This window comes from Streptomyces sp. NPDC045778, assembly GCF_056431945.1.
In genome coordinates this window covers 61,457-75,579 of record NZ_JBWKJZ010000014.1, presented here as the reverse complement: position 1 = coordinate 75,579, position 14,123 = coordinate 61,457, and the positions used below count along the sequence as shown (strand labels likewise).

Annotated in this window: 17 protein-coding genes; 7 read left to right on the top strand and 10 right to left on the bottom strand. The window is 72.1% G+C overall.

The genetic code is table 11. The features are described from left to right. Nucleotides 1-10 precede the first annotated feature (10 nt). Together AC07GB_RS19655 and AC07GB_RS19650 are read right to left on the bottom strand one after the other, a co-directional pair. Nucleotides 11-454: a DUF6234 family protein gene (locus AC07GB_RS19655; protein ID WP_478847058.1), complete on the bottom strand. Its 444-nt coding sequence runs from the start codon at nt 452-454 to the stop codon at nt 11-13. A gap of 82 nt (nt 455-536) precedes the next feature. Then, entirely contained in the window at nt 537-995 is a 459-nt protein-coding gene (locus tag AC07GB_RS19650; RefSeq protein ID WP_478847056.1) for a DUF4442 domain-containing protein, read from the bottom strand. An 81-nt stretch (nt 996-1,076) separates the two neighbouring features. On the opposite strand from AC07GB_RS19650, the gene AC07GB_RS19645 reads away from it, so the two are divergent. The 3 genes from AC07GB_RS19645 (at nt 1,077) to AC07GB_RS19635 (ending at nt 4,443) form a co-directional block, all read left to right on the top strand. Continuing rightward, nucleotides 1,077-2,075: a DUF8017 domain-containing protein gene (locus AC07GB_RS19645; RefSeq protein WP_478847054.1), complete on the top strand. Its 999-nt coding sequence runs from the start codon at nt 1,077-1,079 to the stop codon at nt 2,073-2,075. 59 nt (nt 2,076-2,134) lie between these two features. Then, a complete protein-coding gene (locus AC07GB_RS19640; protein ID WP_478847052.1) occupies nt 2,135-3,151 on the top strand; it encodes a DUF8017 domain-containing protein in 1,017 nt (338 codons plus the stop codon). Nucleotides 3,152-3,366: 215 nt separating this feature from the next. After that, on the top strand, nt 3,367-4,443 hold the full coding sequence (locus AC07GB_RS19635; RefSeq protein WP_478847050.1) for a DUF8017 domain-containing protein: 1,077 nt from the start codon (nt 3,367-3,369) through the stop codon (nt 4,441-4,443). 133 nt (nt 4,444-4,576) lie between these two features. Here AC07GB_RS19635 and AC07GB_RS19630 read toward each other — a convergent pair whose 3' ends face one another. Further along, on the bottom strand, nt 4,577-5,449 hold the full coding sequence (locus AC07GB_RS19630; RefSeq protein WP_478847301.1) for a spermidine synthase: 873 nt from the start codon (nt 5,447-5,449) through the stop codon (nt 4,577-4,579). A 203-nt stretch (nt 5,450-5,652) separates the two neighbouring features. Next, the gene (gene tuf, locus AC07GB_RS19625; RefSeq protein WP_478847048.1) at nt 5,653-6,831 is read right to left on the bottom strand and encodes an elongation factor Tu; all 1,179 of its coding nucleotides are present in this window, start codon (nt 6,829-6,831) and stop codon (nt 5,653-5,655) included. Nucleotides 6,832-7,344: 513 nt separating this feature from the next. Here tuf and AC07GB_RS19620 point away from each other — a divergent pair. Next, on the top strand, nt 7,345-8,049 hold the full coding sequence (locus AC07GB_RS19620; RefSeq protein WP_478847046.1) for a TVP38/TMEM64 family protein: 705 nt from the start codon (nt 7,345-7,347) through the stop codon (nt 8,047-8,049). A 22-nt stretch (nt 8,050-8,071) separates the two neighbouring features. Here the strand turns inward: AC07GB_RS19620 and AC07GB_RS19615 are convergent, their stop codons facing one another. After that, complete coding sequence (locus AC07GB_RS19615) at nt 8,072-9,241, bottom strand: thiolase family protein (RefSeq protein WP_478847044.1); 1,170 nt, start codon at nt 9,239-9,241, stop codon at nt 8,072-8,074. Nucleotides 9,242-9,373: 132 nt separating this feature from the next. Here AC07GB_RS19615 and AC07GB_RS19610 point away from each other — a divergent pair, with 132 nt between their 5' ends. The 3 genes from AC07GB_RS19610 to AC07GB_RS19600 all read left to right on the top strand — a co-directional run bounded on the left by AC07GB_RS19610 (nt 9,374) and on the right by AC07GB_RS19600 (nt 11,492). Further along, nucleotides 9,374-9,961: a winged helix-turn-helix transcriptional regulator gene (locus AC07GB_RS19610; protein WP_478847042.1), complete on the top strand. Its 588-nt coding sequence runs from the start codon at nt 9,374-9,376 to the stop codon at nt 9,959-9,961. Nucleotides 9,962-10,419: 458 nt separating this feature from the next. Next, nucleotides 10,420-11,292, top strand: a complete 873-nt coding sequence (locus AC07GB_RS19605; RefSeq protein WP_478847040.1) for an undecaprenyl-diphosphate phosphatase — start codon at nt 10,420-10,422, stop codon at nt 11,290-11,292. Between the two features lie 59 nt (nt 11,293-11,351). Then, complete coding sequence (locus AC07GB_RS19600; protein WP_478847038.1) at nt 11,352-11,492, top strand: hypothetical protein; 141 nt, start codon at nt 11,352-11,354, stop codon at nt 11,490-11,492. Nucleotides 11,493-11,633: 141 nt separating this feature from the next. Here AC07GB_RS19600 and AC07GB_RS19595 read toward each other — a convergent pair whose 3' ends face one another. The 5 genes from AC07GB_RS19595 to AC07GB_RS19575 form a co-directional block, all read right to left on the bottom strand. Beyond that, nucleotides 11,634-11,978, bottom strand: coding sequence for a DUF6415 family natural product biosynthesis protein (locus AC07GB_RS19595; protein ID WP_478847036.1), 345 nt, complete (start codon nt 11,976-11,978; stop codon nt 11,634-11,636). Further along, a complete protein-coding gene (locus AC07GB_RS19590; RefSeq protein ID WP_478847034.1) occupies nt 11,975-12,352 on the bottom strand; it encodes a hypothetical protein in 378 nt (125 codons plus the stop codon). The genes AC07GB_RS19595 and AC07GB_RS19590 overlap by 4 nt, the downstream gene beginning before the upstream one ends. Next, nucleotides 12,349-12,660, bottom strand: a complete 312-nt coding sequence (locus AC07GB_RS19585) for a hypothetical protein (RefSeq protein ID WP_478847032.1) — start codon at nt 12,658-12,660, stop codon at nt 12,349-12,351. The genes AC07GB_RS19590 and AC07GB_RS19585 overlap by 4 nt, the downstream gene beginning before the upstream one ends. Nucleotides 12,661-12,752: 92 nt before the next feature. Further along, entirely contained in the window at nt 12,753-13,589 is an 837-nt protein-coding gene (locus tag AC07GB_RS19580) for a helix-turn-helix domain-containing protein (protein ID WP_478847030.1), read from the bottom strand. Continuing rightward, nucleotides 13,586-14,122 (bottom strand): DUF6879 family protein, encoded by a 537-nt coding sequence (locus AC07GB_RS19575; protein WP_478847029.1) that lies wholly within the window; start codon nt 14,120-14,122, stop codon nt 13,586-13,588. Before AC07GB_RS19575 ends, AC07GB_RS19580 begins: the two co-directional genes overlap by 4 nt. Nucleotide 14,123: the final 1 nt, after the last annotated feature.

Genomic DNA, 14,123 nt, shown 5'->3' with positions numbered 1-14,123 from the left:
GCGCCGCGCCTCAGCCGCCCCTGGCCGCGCACTCGTCACTGTCCCCGCCGCTGCGGCAGCCGGCCTGGCCCGTCCAGGCGGGCGCGGGCCGGCGCACCTCGTCCTCGTGCCGCTGGTACGAGAACCCGGCGAGGACCGCCACGGTGATCACCACCACCGTGAACCCCTGGCTCCACGCGGTCACCGGCGCCCGGACCCGCACCGCCACGCCGGTGGCGAGCAGCGCGAGACCACCCACGCAGGCGGAGGCGAGGAGATAACCGTCGAGGCGGTCGTACGCGGCGTGGGCCTCGGGGTCGAGGGTGAAGCCGCTCGCGATCCACGCCGCCAGGATCCCGGCGAGGACGAGCACTTCGGCCACGAGGAGCCCGACGGCCGCGCCGACGTCGGGCCCGGTGTCGGCCCGGGTGCGCGCGGAGGCGTCGAAGGCGGGCGGGGCGATCGGCAGGTCCATGCCGCCGATCCTCGCGCCCCGCGGCCGGGCCCGCCTGAGTACGCCTACTCAGACGCGCCCGGGCGGGGCCGGACATCAGCCGCTACTTCGGCTCGTTGGGCCGCAGGGTCCAGGTCACGGACATCTCGCCGGTCACGGCGCCGTCCTCGCGGGTGAGGGCGACGGCCACGGGGAACTCGGGGCGCTGCCCGGCGTCCAGCTCGGCGACCACGTCGGCGGCCGGCCGCCCCAGCGTCGCGGTGGCCTTGACCGTCCCCATCGCCAGCTTCTTGTACGCGATGTCCGCGCACACCGCGAGCGGCACGGCCCGCGAGAGCTGGTCCCCGAAGGCGGCGAGCACGATGGCCCCGCTCGCGGACTCCCCCAGGGTGAACATCGCGCCGGCGTGCGGCCCGCCCACGTGGTTGTGGTACTCCGCCTGGTCCGGAAGGACGACCACGGCCCGCTCGGGGGTCGTCTCCAGGAACTCCAGGTTCAGGGTCCGGGCCATCGGCACGGTGGCGGCGAGCATCTCGCCGATCGACATCTGGTCTGCGCTCATGACCCGGATGTTACCCACGAGTAGCAGGCTTGGCCAGGCCTGCGCGAACAGTCGTTCCCCTCCGGCCTATCGTGGACGCCCATGTGGCCAGGACAAGATCGACCCGATGGACCCCAGCAGCCGCGCCCCGACCAGGGGCAGGACCCGAACCCCTACCGGCAGCCGGGCTACCAGCAGCCGAACCCGTACCGGCAGCACGGCCAGGAGCCCTCGCCACAGGAGCCGTGGAACGCGCCGACGGTGTCCGCCGGGCCCGCCGTCCCGCCGGGCGGGGGCGGCCGCAGGACCAAGGTGATCGCCATCGCCGCCGCGGCGGTGGTCGTCGTGGCCGCGGTCGCCGCCGGCGCCCTGCTCATCGGCGGTGACGAAGACGACACGGACGACACGGCGGCGCCCGGCCCGGCCCGCTCCACCACCAAGGCGCCCCGCCCCGCGGAGCCGGAGGACACGGACCGCCGCGGGAAGGGCGGCGAACCCGAGCCGACGGTGCCGGGCTGGAAGACCGTCGTGAACCCCAGGGACGGGCTCGCCTTCGACGTGCCGCCGCAGTGGGACCTGAAGTCGGCCGACTTCGCCACCTGGGTCTCGGAGAACGACGACCCCTCGGACACGCCCCTCGTCGCCATGCTCGCCCCCGCCGTCCTCAAGGAACGCTGGTGCGCGGCTGACGACGACAAGGACGGCACGAAGGAGCACACGCCTCTCGGCCTCGCGGGCACCAAGCGCAACAAGACCGCGAGCAGTACGGCGCAGATCGCCCGGGAGAACGCGACGGCCTGGGTCTACGGCGGCTATGCCCAGCCCGACAAGAAGAAGGTGACCACCGGCCCGGCGAAGTCCTACACCACCGCGTCGGGCCTCAAGGGCAGCCTGGTGACGGCCACTTCCTCCGGCGTCCCGAAGAAGGGCACGTGCGACACCGACGGCAAGGCCACCACGTTCGGCTTCAGGAACTCCGGCGGCGAGTTCCTCTCCTGGTCCTTCCACGGCGTGCGAGGCGTCGAGGAGGAGATCCCCGACCGCACGGTCCGCGCGATCCTGCGCACGGTGCGCGAGTACCGCCCGCACGACAAGGGCTGACCGGAGCCTCCCGGGGTGGTTGTGAACACGTCAGCCAGGCACACGTAGGGTTACCGGCCATGTGGCCAGGACAGCAGCCGCCCGGGGGCGAGCAGAACCCGCAGCAGCAGAACCCGTACCAGCAGCCGGGACATCAGCAGCCCAATCCCTACCAACAGCCGGGCTACCAGCAGCCTTCGCCGTACCAACAGCCGCCCGGTCAGTGGAGCGCGCCGACGGCCCCCGCGGGCGTGCCCCAGACACCGCCGGGTGACGGCGGTGGCGGGAACAGGACCAAGGTCATCGCCATGGTCGCGGCGGCGGCCGTCGTCGTGGCCGCGGGCGTGACCGGCTTCCTGCTCCTCGACGACAAGGACGACGACGGCAAGGGCGGCAAGTCCCCGCAGGCCGAGGGCAAGCCGTCCGCGTCCGGCGCCGCGAAGCCCGGTTCCGGCACGGACGACGGCGACGACGAGCGCGGCACGGCGGGCGGCCCGAAGCCGACCGTCCCCGGGTGGCAGGTCGTGGTGAACCCCAGGTGGGGCACCGCCTTCGACGTGCCGCCCGACTGGGAGGTGAGGAAGCCCGACGCGCTCGTCGCGTTCGAGGACGTCAAGACCGGCAAGCCGCTGATGACCATGACGGGGCCCGCGTACTTCAAGTCGAAGTGGTGCACATCGGACGACGACCGGGACGGCCGGACCGAGGACAAGGAACTCGGCGCGGTCGGCACCAAGGGGGCGAACGGCGCGAAGAACACCGACGAGGTCGCGGTGAACCAGGTCGCCTGGTGGGTGTTCGGCGGTTACACGCAGCCGGACAAGAAGAGCCTGTACTTCGACGAGAAGGCCAAGCCGTACACCACCAAGGCGGGCATCAAGGGCAGCATCGCGTGGTCCCGCTCGCGGCACACGCCCCAGAAGGGCAAGTGCGCGTCGGAAGGCAAGGCGATCACGTTCGGGTTCAAGAACGCCGAGGGCGACTTCGTGGCGTGGAGCCTCTACGGCGCGAAGGACGTCAAGGGCGAGATCCCGAACGAGACGATCATGAAGATCCTCAGCACGGTACGGCTGCACGGGGACGCGTCGGAATCGTGAACCTCGCCCCCGCCGGCGCAACCGGGTCACGCGCGGACGTAACAGTCGTAGCGGACGCCTCTCGACGTAATCTGACGCATCGTGACGTACGTCGACACCGCGTCCACCGCTTCTTCACCAGTTCGTCACGGCTTCGTACGGGGTCCTGACCGGTGCCCGTCCGGGCGCTGACCAGGCGTGGCACCGGGGCCCTTGCCCATCTATGGTTACTGGCCATGTGGCCAGAACAGCAGCCGCCCGGGGGCGAGCAGAACCCGCAGAGTCCGGGTCCCAACCCGTATCAGCAGCCCGGGTACCAGCAGCCCAACCCGTACCAGCAGCCCGGCTACCAGCAGCCGAACCCGTATCAGCAGCCGACCGGGGGGCAGCCGGCGGCGGGGCAGCCCGCGGGCGGGCAGCCGCAATGGGGCGCCCCGACGTTCCCGATGGGGGCGGCGCGGCCCGGCGGTCCGGACACGGGCGGTGGGGGCAACGGCGGCGGCAACCGGACGAAGGTCACGGCCCTCGTGGCCGTGGCGGCCGTCGTCGTGGCCGCGGGCGTGACCGGCTTCCTGGTCTTCAGCGGTGGCGACGACGAGTCCGACGCGGCGGCCGCCGTGCCGTCCAAGTCGGCCACCGAGAAGCCGAGCCCCAAGCCGTCGGACGACGACAACCCGCGCGGCACCGGCAACGACCCCAAGCCGACCGTCCCCGGCTGGCAGGTCGTGGTGAACCCCAAGTGGGGCACCGCCTTCGACGTGCCGCCCGACTGGACGATCAAGTCCCCCGACACCTACGTCGGCTTCGAGGACCGCAACAAGGGCGACGGCTCCAAGCCCCTGATCATCATGTCCGCCCCGGCCTTCTACAAAGAGAAGTGGTGCTCCTCCGACGAGGACAAGGACGGGCGGGTGAACGACTCCTCGCTCGCCAGCGTCGGCACCAAGGGCCAGAACGGCGCCAAGAGCACCAAGGAGGTCGCCCGCAACGACTCCGCGTGGTGGGTCTTCGGCGGCTACACCGGCCAGAAGAAGGCCGACAAGAAGAACATCAAGATCGGCAAGGCGGAGCCGTACACCACCAAGTCGGGCGTCGAGGGCAGCGTCGTCACCACGACCTCGGTCGGCGACCCCGGCTCGGGCAAGTGCGACTCCAACGGCAAGGCCACGACCTTCGCCTTCAAGAACGGCGCGGGCGACTACGTCGCGTGGACGCTGCACGGCGCCAAGGGCGTGAAGGGCGAGGTGACGGACTCACTGGTGAAGAAGATCCTCGCGACGGTACGCCTCCACGGTGAGTCCGACGAGTCCTGAGCCGCCCCACCCCTGGCCCTCAGGTGGGCGGCGACCCGCGAGCCGCCGGGTCGGGGCAGGCCCTCGCCGCTGGGGCAGGTACGGGTGGGCCGGGGGGAGAACCCGCCGCGGCAGCGAGCCCCGGCGGTGAGGGTCAGCCCACGCTGAAGGCTCCGCCCGGCGGCTCCGGCGAGGCCACCGCGTCCCCGTCCCGCACCACCCGGGCCGCCCCGACGAACCGCCCCACCTCGTCCCCGTACACGACCCGCGCGGGAAACACGTCGGCCCGCACCCGCCGCACCAGCGCCTCGACATCGACAGGAACACGCGAGGCGATGAGCACGGCGTTGCCGAAGCGCCGCCCCCGCAGCAGCGCGGGCTCCGCGACCAGCGCCAGCTCCGCGAAACACTCGGCGAACGTGGCCAGCTGGGAGCGCAGGAAGTCGAACGGCGCGCCGTCGGCGAGGTTGGCCGCGTAGACGCCGCCCGGACGCAGGACCCGGTCGACGGCACGGGCGTACGCGTCCGACGTGAGGTGCGCGGGCACGCGGGAGCCGCCGAAGACGTCACCGACGATCACGTCGGCGCTGTCGGCGGGCGCCGCCTCCAGCCAGGCCCGGGCGTCCGTGCCGTGCAGGCGGATCCCCGGTTCCGGGGGCAGGGGCAGCTCCTCGACGACGAGCCGCAGCAACGCCAGGTCGGCCTCCACGACGTCCTGCCGGGAGCCGGGCCGGGTCGCGGCGAGGTAGCGGGGCAGGGTGAGGGCGCCGCCGCCGAGGTGGACGGCGTCAAGGGGCTCGCCGGGCGCGGCGAGGACGTCCAGGACGTGGGCGAGCCTGCGGGCGTACTCGAACTCCAGGTACGTGGGCGCGTCCAGGTCGACGTACGACTGCGGGGCACCGTCGACGGTCAGGAGCCAGGCACGGGCCCGGTCCACGTCGGGAAGCAGCTTGGCGGTGCCGTGATCGACGACACGGGTGACGGGCACGGCCTCGGGCTCCGGCTCAGCCCCGGGCTCCGGATCCAGCTCCGGCTCCGGCTCCGGATCCAGCTCCGGTACGGGAAGCTGCGCGGCGTCGGATATCGACGCGGGGTCGGGGGCATCGGCGGGCTCGTCCACCGCCCCATTGTGCCCGCCTCCGCCCGGCCCCGGCCCCGCCGAGCGGAACCCCACCGCACGCGGAGAAGGGGGCTCGGCCTCCCGGGCCGAACCCCCTCCTCAGCGGAGCCTCAGGCGACAGCCGTCACCGTGCCGGCCCCCACCGTCCGCCCGCCCTCGCGGATCGCGAAGCCGAGCCCCGGCTCCAGCGGCACGTCACGGCCGAGTTCCACGGTCATGGTGACCGTGTCGCCGGGGCGGGCCACGGCGGCCTCGCCGAGGTCGATGTCGCCGACCACGTCCGCGGTGCGGATGTAGAACTGCGGCCGGTAGCCCGTCGCCACCGGGGTCGTACGACCGCCCTCGCGGGCCGAGAGGACGTACACCCGCGCGGTGAAACGACAGCTCGGCCGGACGCTGCCGGGGGCGGCGACCACGTGCCCGCGGCGGACGGCGTCGCGCGGCACGCCGCGCAGCAGCAGCGCCACGTTGTCACCGGCCTGCGCGGACTCCATGGGCTTGCCGAAGGTCTCCAGGCCGGTGACGACCGTCTCCGTGTCGGCCCCGAGACCGCCGAGGAGGCCGACGCGGTCGCCGACGCGGACCGTGCCGCGCTCGACGGCGCCCGTGACGACCGTGCCGCGGCCGGTGATCGTCAGGACGTTCTCCACCGGCAGCAGGAACGGCGCGTCGACGTAGCGCTCCGGCATCGGTACGTACGTGTCCACGGCGTCGAGCAGCGCCTCGATCGCCGCGGTCCAGCGCGGGTCGCCCGCCAGCGCCCTGAGGCCCGAGACCCGGACCACGGGCGCGGAGTCGCCGCCGTACCCGTGCGCGGACAGCAGGTCGCGGACCTCCAGCTCCACGAGGTCGGCCAGCTCCTCGTCACCCGCGTCGGCCTTGTTCAGCGCCACGACGATGTGGTCCACGCCGACCTGGCGGGCCAGGAGCACGTGCTCGGCGGTCTGCGGCATGATCCCGTCGAGCGCCGAGACGACGAGGATGGCGCCGTCGAGCTGGGCCGCGCCCGTCACCATGTTCTTCACGTAGTCGGCGTGACCGGGCATGTCCACGTGCGCGTAGTGCCGCGTGTCGGTCTCGTACTCGACGTGCGCGATGTTGATGGTGATGCCGCGCTGCGCCTCCTCGGGCGCGCGGTCGATGCGGTCGAAGGGCACGAACGTGCCGGTGCCGCGCTCGCTGAGCACCTTGGTGATCGCGGCGGTCAACGTGGTCTTGCCGTGGTCGACGTGGCCCATCGTGCCGATGTTCAGATGCGGTTTCGTGCGGACGTAAGGGGTCTTGGACATGGCGGTTCCCTCTCCGGGACGCGAAAGGTGAGGCCCGCGGCGCGTGGCCGTCGGACGGGGACCCCTGGGGCCTGGCCGACCCTCCCCCTGAGGGGTCCGCCGGAATGTCCGGGGAGAGTCAGCTTCGGGCGCCGTCGAAAGGAAGAGCGGCAGCCTTCGCAGCGACCGCGACCGCGGTCGGAGCTGTGGGGAAGGCCTGCCGGAACATGTCGACGATCATGGCTGACGCGTCGTCGCGCGTCGAATGATTTTCTGCGACGCACCGCTCACGTACGGCACTTGCACCCCAGGCGCCCCTGAGCCCCCGTCAGCTCGCCGAAGGCCGTCGCAGGTCGTCGTGACTCTTGCAGGCCCTCGTAGGCCCTCGTAGGCCCTCGTAGGCCCTCGTAGATCCTCGTAGCTCGTCGTAGGTGCCGGTCCGCGGTCTTGTCGGGCGGGGAACCGTGCGGCACTGTGACGCTCGTGAGACGCACCCTACGGCGATCAGACACATCCGTCGGTTAGTCTCCCCGGATGCTCGACACCGCCGCCACTCCGCCCCAGGGCCTCGCCGTGCGCTGCACCCGGGCGCTCCTTTCGCCGTGGTCGCGGCTGTCCCTGCTCGTGCTGCTGCTCGCCGCGGCCGCCACCTGTGTGCTGCTCTTCGAACCGCAGCGGCTGCTCGCCGACGGCTGGCCGCCGGAGCTGACCGGGGCGGCGGCGGTGTGCGTGTTCGCGGTGGCGTACGCCACGTGCACGGTCGCGTTCGTGCCGCGGCCGCTGCTCAACCTCGCGGCGGGCGCGCTGTTCGGCTCGCAGGCGGGGCTGGCCGCGGCGGTCGCGGGCACGGTGCTCGGGGCCGGTGCCTCCTTCGGGCTCGGCCGGATCCTCGGCCAGGACGCGCTGCGGCCGCTGGTGCGCGGCCGCTGGCTGAAGGCGGCCGACGGCCAGCTCAGCCGCCACGGCTTCCGCTCGATGCTCGCGGTCCGCCTCTTCCCCGGCGTGCCGTTCGCCGCGGCCAACTACTGCGCGGCGGTCTCCCGGATGGGCTGGCTCCCCTTCCTCCTCGCCACGGCCATCGGCTCGGTCCCGAACACGGCGGCGTACGTGATAGCGGGAGCCAGGGCCGACACCCCGACCTCCCCCGCGTTCCTGCTCGCGATGGGCTTCATCGCGGTGTCGGGCCTCGGGGCGGCGGCGGTGGCCTGGCGCAAGCGGCACCGCCTGCGCGGGAACTGACCGGCCGCGCGCCCCTCGGACCTCACACGGCTTCGAGAACGGTCGCGTTGGCGAGGCCCCCGGCCTCGCACATCGTCTGCAAGGCGTACCGCGCCCCACGCACCCGCATGGCGTGGACGAGTGTGGTCATCAGGCGGGTGCCGCTCGCGCCCAGGGGGTGGCCGAGGGCGATGGCGCCGCCGTGCGCGTTCACCTTCCGCTCGTCGACGCCGGTCTCGCGCAGCCAGGCCAGGACGACGCTGGCGAACGCCTCGTTGACCTCGAACAGGTCGATGTCGTCGAGCGTCAGACCGGCCCGGCGCAGCACCTGCTCGGTCGCGGGCAGGATGCCGGTGAGCATCATGAGCGGGTCGGAGCCCGCGACGGCGAAGCTGTGCAGCCGGGCCAACGGGCGCAGGCCGAGCCGGGCGGCGTTCTCGCTGGTGGTGATGAGGACGGCGGACGCGCCGTCGTTGAGGGGGCTGGTGTTGCCCGCGGTGACGGACCAGTCGATCTGCGGGAAGCGCTCGGCGAACGCCGGGTCCTCATAGGCAGGCCTCAGCCCGGCGAGGACCTCGGGGGTGGTGGTGGGGCGCAGGGACTCGTCGCGGGTGACGCCGTCGAGCGGCGCGACCTCCGCGTCGAAGAGGCCGCCCGCCCAGGCACGGGCGGCCTTCCGGTGCGAGCCCGTGGCGAAGACGTCCATCTCCTCGCGGCTGATGGACCACTTCGCGGCGATCAGCTCGGCGCTGATGCCCTGCGGGACGAGCCCCTCCGGGTAGCGCTCGGCGATGCCGGGGCCGAAGGGGTCGGCGCCCGCGGGCACGTTCGACCACATCGGTACGCGGCTCATCGACTCCACTCCGCAGGCGATCGCCATGTCGTACGCGCCCGCGATCACGCCCTGCGCGGCGAAGTGCACGGCCTGCTGGGATGAGCCGCACTGGCGGTCGACGGTGGTGGCGGGCACGGACTCCGGGAAGCCCGCGGCCAGGGCGGCGTACCGGGTGGTGTTCATGGCCTGCTCGGCGACCTGGTCGACGCAGCCGCCGATCACGTCGTCGATGTGCGCCGCGTCGACGCCGCTGCGCTCGACCAGGGTGCGCAGGGTGTGGGCGAGGAGCTGGACGGGGTGGACGTGGTGGAGGGAGCCGCCCGGCTTCCCCTTGCCGACCGGGGTGCGTACCGCTTCGACGATGACGGCGTCGCGCATGAGGGTGCCTCTCGGACAGGCCGGGCCGTGGGCCCGGCGGCCTGGAAACGAGTTTGAAAACTGGACGCACTTGCGTACTCCACGGTAACCAAGTGGGTTTGATTTTCCAACCCGCCTCGTAGACTGGCCCGCATGCCCTCCACGAAGGACCCCCGCCCGCTGCCCGAGCAGAACCCCCGCACGCAGAACTCCCGCACGCAGGCCGCCCAGGACCGGCACCCGCCGACCGCCCAGGACCGGCACCCGTCGGCCGCGCCCCCGAAGGGCCCGCGCCCCTGCGCCATCGCCGACACGCTCGCCCTCGTCGGCGAGAAGTACTCCTTGCTCGTCCTGCGCGAGGTCTTCCTCGGCGCCCGGCGCTTCGACCAACTGGCCCGCAACACGGGCGCCCCGCGCGACGTCCTGACGGCCCGGCTGCGCCGCCTGGTCGACGCGGGCGTCCTGGAGAAGGTCCCCTACAGCGAGCGCCCGCCGCGCTTCGAGTACCGGCCGACACCTGCGGGCCTCGAACTGGAGGCCGTCCTGATGACCCTGATGGCCTGGGGCGACCGCCATCTGCGCCCCGACCAGGACCGCCCCATGATCATCGAACACGCCTGCGGCCGGACGCTCACGCCGCTGGTCACCTGCGCCCACTGCGGCGAGGAGGTCCGCCACGAGGACCTGACGGCGCATCCGCAGGTGGCGGGGTGGGGGGTGGTGGGGCCTTTGGGTGGGTGAGGGGCCCCGGGGGGCGGGGCTGGCCCGTGGGCTGGGGCCGGCCCGCGCGGCCGCCGGGGCGGGGCCGACCCACGGGAGGGGGCCGGGGCCGATACCGGGAGGGGGCAGGGGCCGATGGTCGGCCCGCGAGCGGGCGCTGGGTGCCGCGTCCACCCCAGGGAGGGCTGGGGGCACTTGGGGGAGCCTGGGGCCCTGGGGAGGAACCCTCCGGAGGCATTCGGCCCTCAAGACGCGGCCCTCCCGAGGGTCCGTAACTTTGTGACGCTACGCTGCCCCCGGCGAGGCACGTGATCCCCTGTATCACCACCCCCTCCTGCCCGACCACCACCCGTAGGCCGCACCACACCGCAGACACCGCAGACACCGCACCACCCCTCGCCGCCCCGGTCCCCCTTCACCGCCTCTGACCGCCACCACACGGGTCAGCGCACGATCAGTAACTGGACGGCGCAGTTCTCATGTCTTGGCTCGAATCGTTCATCCTCGGACTCGTCCAGGGACTGACCGAGTTCCTCCCGATCTCCTCCAGCGCGCACCTGCGGCTGACCGCGGCGTTCGCGGGCTGGCACGACCCGGGTGCCGCGTTCACCGCCATCACGCAGATCGGCACCGAGACCGCCGTCCTGATCTACTTCCGCAAGGACATCGGCCGCATCCTCTACGCGTGGTTCGGCTCGCTGGTGGGCAAGGTGCCGCGGTCCGACCACGACGCGCAGATGGGCTGGCTCGTGATCGTCGGCTCGATCCCGATCGGCGTGCTCGGCGTGACGCTCAAGGACCAGATCGAGGGCCCGTTCCGGGACCTCCGCCTCATCGCCACGACCCTGATCGTCATGGGCATCGTCCTCGGCTTCGCCGACCGCCTCGCCGCGCGCGACGAGGCCGGCGGCAAGCACCGCGCCGTGCGGCACCGCAAGGACCTCAAGCAGCTGAACATCAAGGACGGCCTCGTCTACGGCGTGTGCCAGGCCATGGCCCTGATCCCCGGAGTCTCCCGCTCCGGCGCGACCATCAGCGGCGGCCTCCTCATGGGCTACACCCGTGAGGCCGCGGCCCGCTACTCCTTCCTCCTCGCCATCCCCGCCGTACTCGCCTCGGGCGCGTACGAACTCAAGGACGCGAGCGAGGGCCACGTCTCCTGGGGCCCGACCATCTTCGCGACGATCATCGCGTTCGTCGTCGGCTACGCGGTCATCGCCTGGTTCATGAAGTTCATCACCACGAAGAGCTTCATGCCGTTCGTCTACTACCGCGTCCTGCTCGGCATCGTCCTGTTCGTGCTGGTGGGAATGGGTGAGCTGAGCCCCCACGCAGGCGAATCCGCCGACTAGGCGGGGCCTTCGTCGCCCGTTTCTCACCAGGCGAATCGTGTGGGCGCCCGCCGGCTTTCGTGAGAGGTCGCCTGCGGCTCTCGGGCCGTCGCGACCGGCCCAGCCACCGCTACGAGGCGGCCACCCGGGTGCCCACGCTCGTCGATCTTCTGCTCATCGCCGACGCTTGCGACGTGTCGCTCGCGGACCTCGCCCGGTGAACGGATGCTCGCGCGGACACAGTCCCGCATGCCACACCGCGCCGGCCCCGGCGCCCGACGGCGAGTCCTTCGCGTACGAGACCGTCGGCTCGCCGGGGCGGATCGGCTCGTCGCAGCGCCAGCACAGCAGCGCGTCCGCGCTCACGTCTGCGCCTCGCCGTCGGCCGGGTACGCGGACAGCTTGCGCAGGTGGCGGGCCAGCTCTTCCACGCGGAGCGCCGCGGCCGTCGGGCCGACGCGGAGGTCGGGCTCCTCCCCCTTCGCTTCCAGGGCCGCACGCGCGTCGTCCATGACCTTGAGGTGCTGGTACCAATCGCGGCTGCGGACCGGCGCCGCGGCGGCCGCCCGCTCAGCCCGCGGCAGCCGGAGGCGGATCTCCGCGACGAGACGCCGGTGCACCTCCGCGGTCTCCGCGGGAGGAGGCAGCGTCCTGCCGGCCTCACTGGCTGCCGTCAGCAGCTCGTCGAGCCGGTTCGTGGTCGTCATGAGCGTGTCCCCACTGCGATGGTGTCGGAGCCTGCCCAGGCGACGAGTGCCCGCAGAACGATGGCGAGGCGGCGGTCGCCGAGCGGCAGGACGCGGTCGATGAGGACCTGGCGTCCTAGCGCGACGGCGAGGACGACCTCCAGGAAGGCGTACTCGCCGTCGGAGAGTTCCATCTCGGGGAGGCGCAGGGACAGGTGGGTCCAGTCCGCGTACACGCGGCCCTCGGTCTGCACGACCAGGATGCGCTGCACGGCGGGCCAGGCCAGGAGGTCATGCTCCTCGATGAGCATCGCCAGCGCGAGGCGGTCCAGCTCCTCGGCGCCCCAGGCCCTGAGACGCTCCTCGACGGTCGTGGGGTCGTGGTGCACGGTCATCCGAATGCCTCCGCAGTAAGTCTGGGGCCGCCCGGGCCGAGGGCGGCGTCGCCGAGCCGGTCGGCCTCCGTAAGGCAACCGGTGCCGTCGGGGAGCACCAGCCGGGAGCGGCCGCCTATCGGGGAGCGCTGTAAGGCGCCGAGCACGACGGTCCGCGAGGCCTCCGCAGCGAGCCAGTGATCGCCGCTGGGGGTGGGAGCCAGGCCGCCCATGTCCCAGGCGTTCCAGATGATCTCGGGCCGTGGTGAGCAGGCGGCGAGCCAGGCGTCACCTGCGGAACAGTGCGCGGAGCGCGTCGGTGCGTCCATGGGCAGGACCGTAAGGACGGCGTTTGGGCCCTCGCTCGCCAATTGCGCGGGATTGCATGATCCGTGACAGGCGGTGTGAAGGATTGAGCAAATCAGCCGAGTGCAGCGCGGGCGCGAGCCAGAACGCGCCGAGCCGGAGCGTCGTACAGTGCGGCCTCGTTCAACCGGTCCCATACCCGCCCGTAAAGGGCGACATCGTCGGCCGACTCCAGTCGGAGCTCCGTGTTGATCGTCTCGACGACGACCCGCTCCTCATCGAAGATCCAAAAGCCGTGCTTGGGCGTGATTCTGAGCCGCGCACCGAGCGGCACCACGCCGACAGACACCGACGGCATGCCGATCAAGCTCATCAGCCGATCAAGCTGACCCGCCATCACCTCAGGCGGGCACACCAGAGCATGGAGCGCGCCCTCCCACACCAGCACGCGGAAGAGCTTGTCCACCTCGTACAGCACTTCCTGCCGCTTCATGCGGGCGCGCACCGCGGCCTCGGTGTCGTGCGGCGTGCCCATCAGATCCGCGTTGCTGAACAGCAGATGCCGCGCGTACTCCGGAGTCTGAAAGAGACCCGGAACGACGGTCGCCTCCCAGCCTCGAAGCGTCGAGGTCCGCCGGTATTCGGCGACGTACTTCTCCTGCACCCCACAGTGGCCGGCCGCGAGTTGCCGACGCCAGGCACGCTGCTGCGAAAGGACGCCCCGCAGCCGACTCCTCAGGTCGGCGGCCTCATCTGGTGCACCCACCGCGGCCGCCCACTGATTGAGATCAGCGACCGTCGGCGTCTGCTTCCCCGTCTCCAACCTGCTGACCCTCGATCGCTGCCACTGCAACCGGGCGGCCACGTCTTTGCCCGTGAGGCCCGCGTCGGTGCGCAGCTCACGCAGCCGCGCACCGAGCGCTACCCGGTCAGCATCGGGATGGGTGGTCACAGATCAGAAGGTACCCGCGCCTGAAACTCCCTAGTAGGCACCGCGTAGTGCCACGCAGCGTCCCGGGCTTGGCAGGCTGCCAGCACGGAAGCAGGGTCCTCAGTCACTTCGACGCCCAGCGTGACACCGTCCGCGTCGATCACGAACTTCGCGAGGACACGGGAGTCGAAGAGCCAGAAATCGAAGTCGGGCAGGCCGATCTGCTGGGCCTCGGCACGGTAGAGGTTGCGGATGTCCTCGCCCGCCTCGACGTTGCCCAGCCCACTCGCGAGCAGGAAGCGCTGCCCCTCGGTGGGTGGGTCGTCCACGAGGCGCACGCGCGCGAAGCGGCGGCCTTCCTCCGCCTTGGCCCGCACACTGGCGTGCCACGGGCTCGTCGGGTCGAAGCCGAGCTTTTCGCCCGCCTTCCAGCGTGCCCAATTCGGGCTGACTCGGTCGGTCGCGTAGCCGTGCTGGGTCTCCAGGCGCCAAGCGGTGTGCTCGAAGTCGTCGAAGAAGTGGATGATCTCTTCGAAGGGGACGAGGTCGGGCACG

Bases quoted from the DNA above. Each gene is read 5' to 3' on its own strand.
- AC07GB_RS19655 (WP_478847058.1), bottom strand. From the start codon at position 454: ATGGACCTGCCGATCGCCCCGCCCGCCTTCGACGCCTCCGCGCGCACC.
- AC07GB_RS19650 (WP_478847056.1), bottom strand. From the start codon at position 995: ATGAGCGCAGACCAGATGTCGATCGGCGAGATGCTCGCCGCCACCGTG.
- AC07GB_RS19645 (WP_478847054.1), top strand. From the start codon at position 1,077: ATGTGGCCAGGACAAGATCGACCCGATGGACCCCAGCAGCCGCGCCCC.
- AC07GB_RS19640 (WP_478847052.1), top strand. From the start codon at position 2,135: ATGTGGCCAGGACAGCAGCCGCCCGGGGGCGAGCAGAACCCGCAGCAG.
- AC07GB_RS19635 (WP_478847050.1), top strand. From the start codon at position 3,367: ATGTGGCCAGAACAGCAGCCGCCCGGGGGCGAGCAGAACCCGCAGAGT.
- tuf (WP_478847048.1), bottom strand. From the start codon at position 6,831: ATGTCCAAGACCCCTTACGTCCGCACGAAACCGCATCTGAACATCGGC.
- AC07GB_RS19620 (WP_478847046.1), top strand. From the start codon at position 7,345: ATGCTCGACACCGCCGCCACTCCGCCCCAGGGCCTCGCCGTGCGCTGC.
- AC07GB_RS19615 (WP_478847044.1), bottom strand. From the start codon at position 9,241: ATGCGCGACGCCGTCATCGTCGAAGCGGTACGCACCCCGGTCGGCAAG.
- AC07GB_RS19610 (WP_478847042.1), top strand. From the start codon at position 9,374: ATGCCCTCCACGAAGGACCCCCGCCCGCTGCCCGAGCAGAACCCCCGC.
- AC07GB_RS19605 (WP_478847040.1), top strand. From the start codon at position 10,420: ATGTCTTGGCTCGAATCGTTCATCCTCGGACTCGTCCAGGGACTGACC.
- AC07GB_RS19595 (WP_478847036.1), bottom strand. From the start codon at position 11,978: ATGACGACCACGAACCGGCTCGACGAGCTGCTGACGGCAGCCAGTGAG.
- AC07GB_RS19590 (WP_478847034.1), bottom strand. From the start codon at position 12,352: ATGACCGTGCACCACGACCCCACGACCGTCGAGGAGCGTCTCAGGGCC.
- AC07GB_RS19585 (WP_478847032.1), bottom strand. From the start codon at position 12,660: ATGGACGCACCGACGCGCTCCGCGCACTGTTCCGCAGGTGACGCCTGG.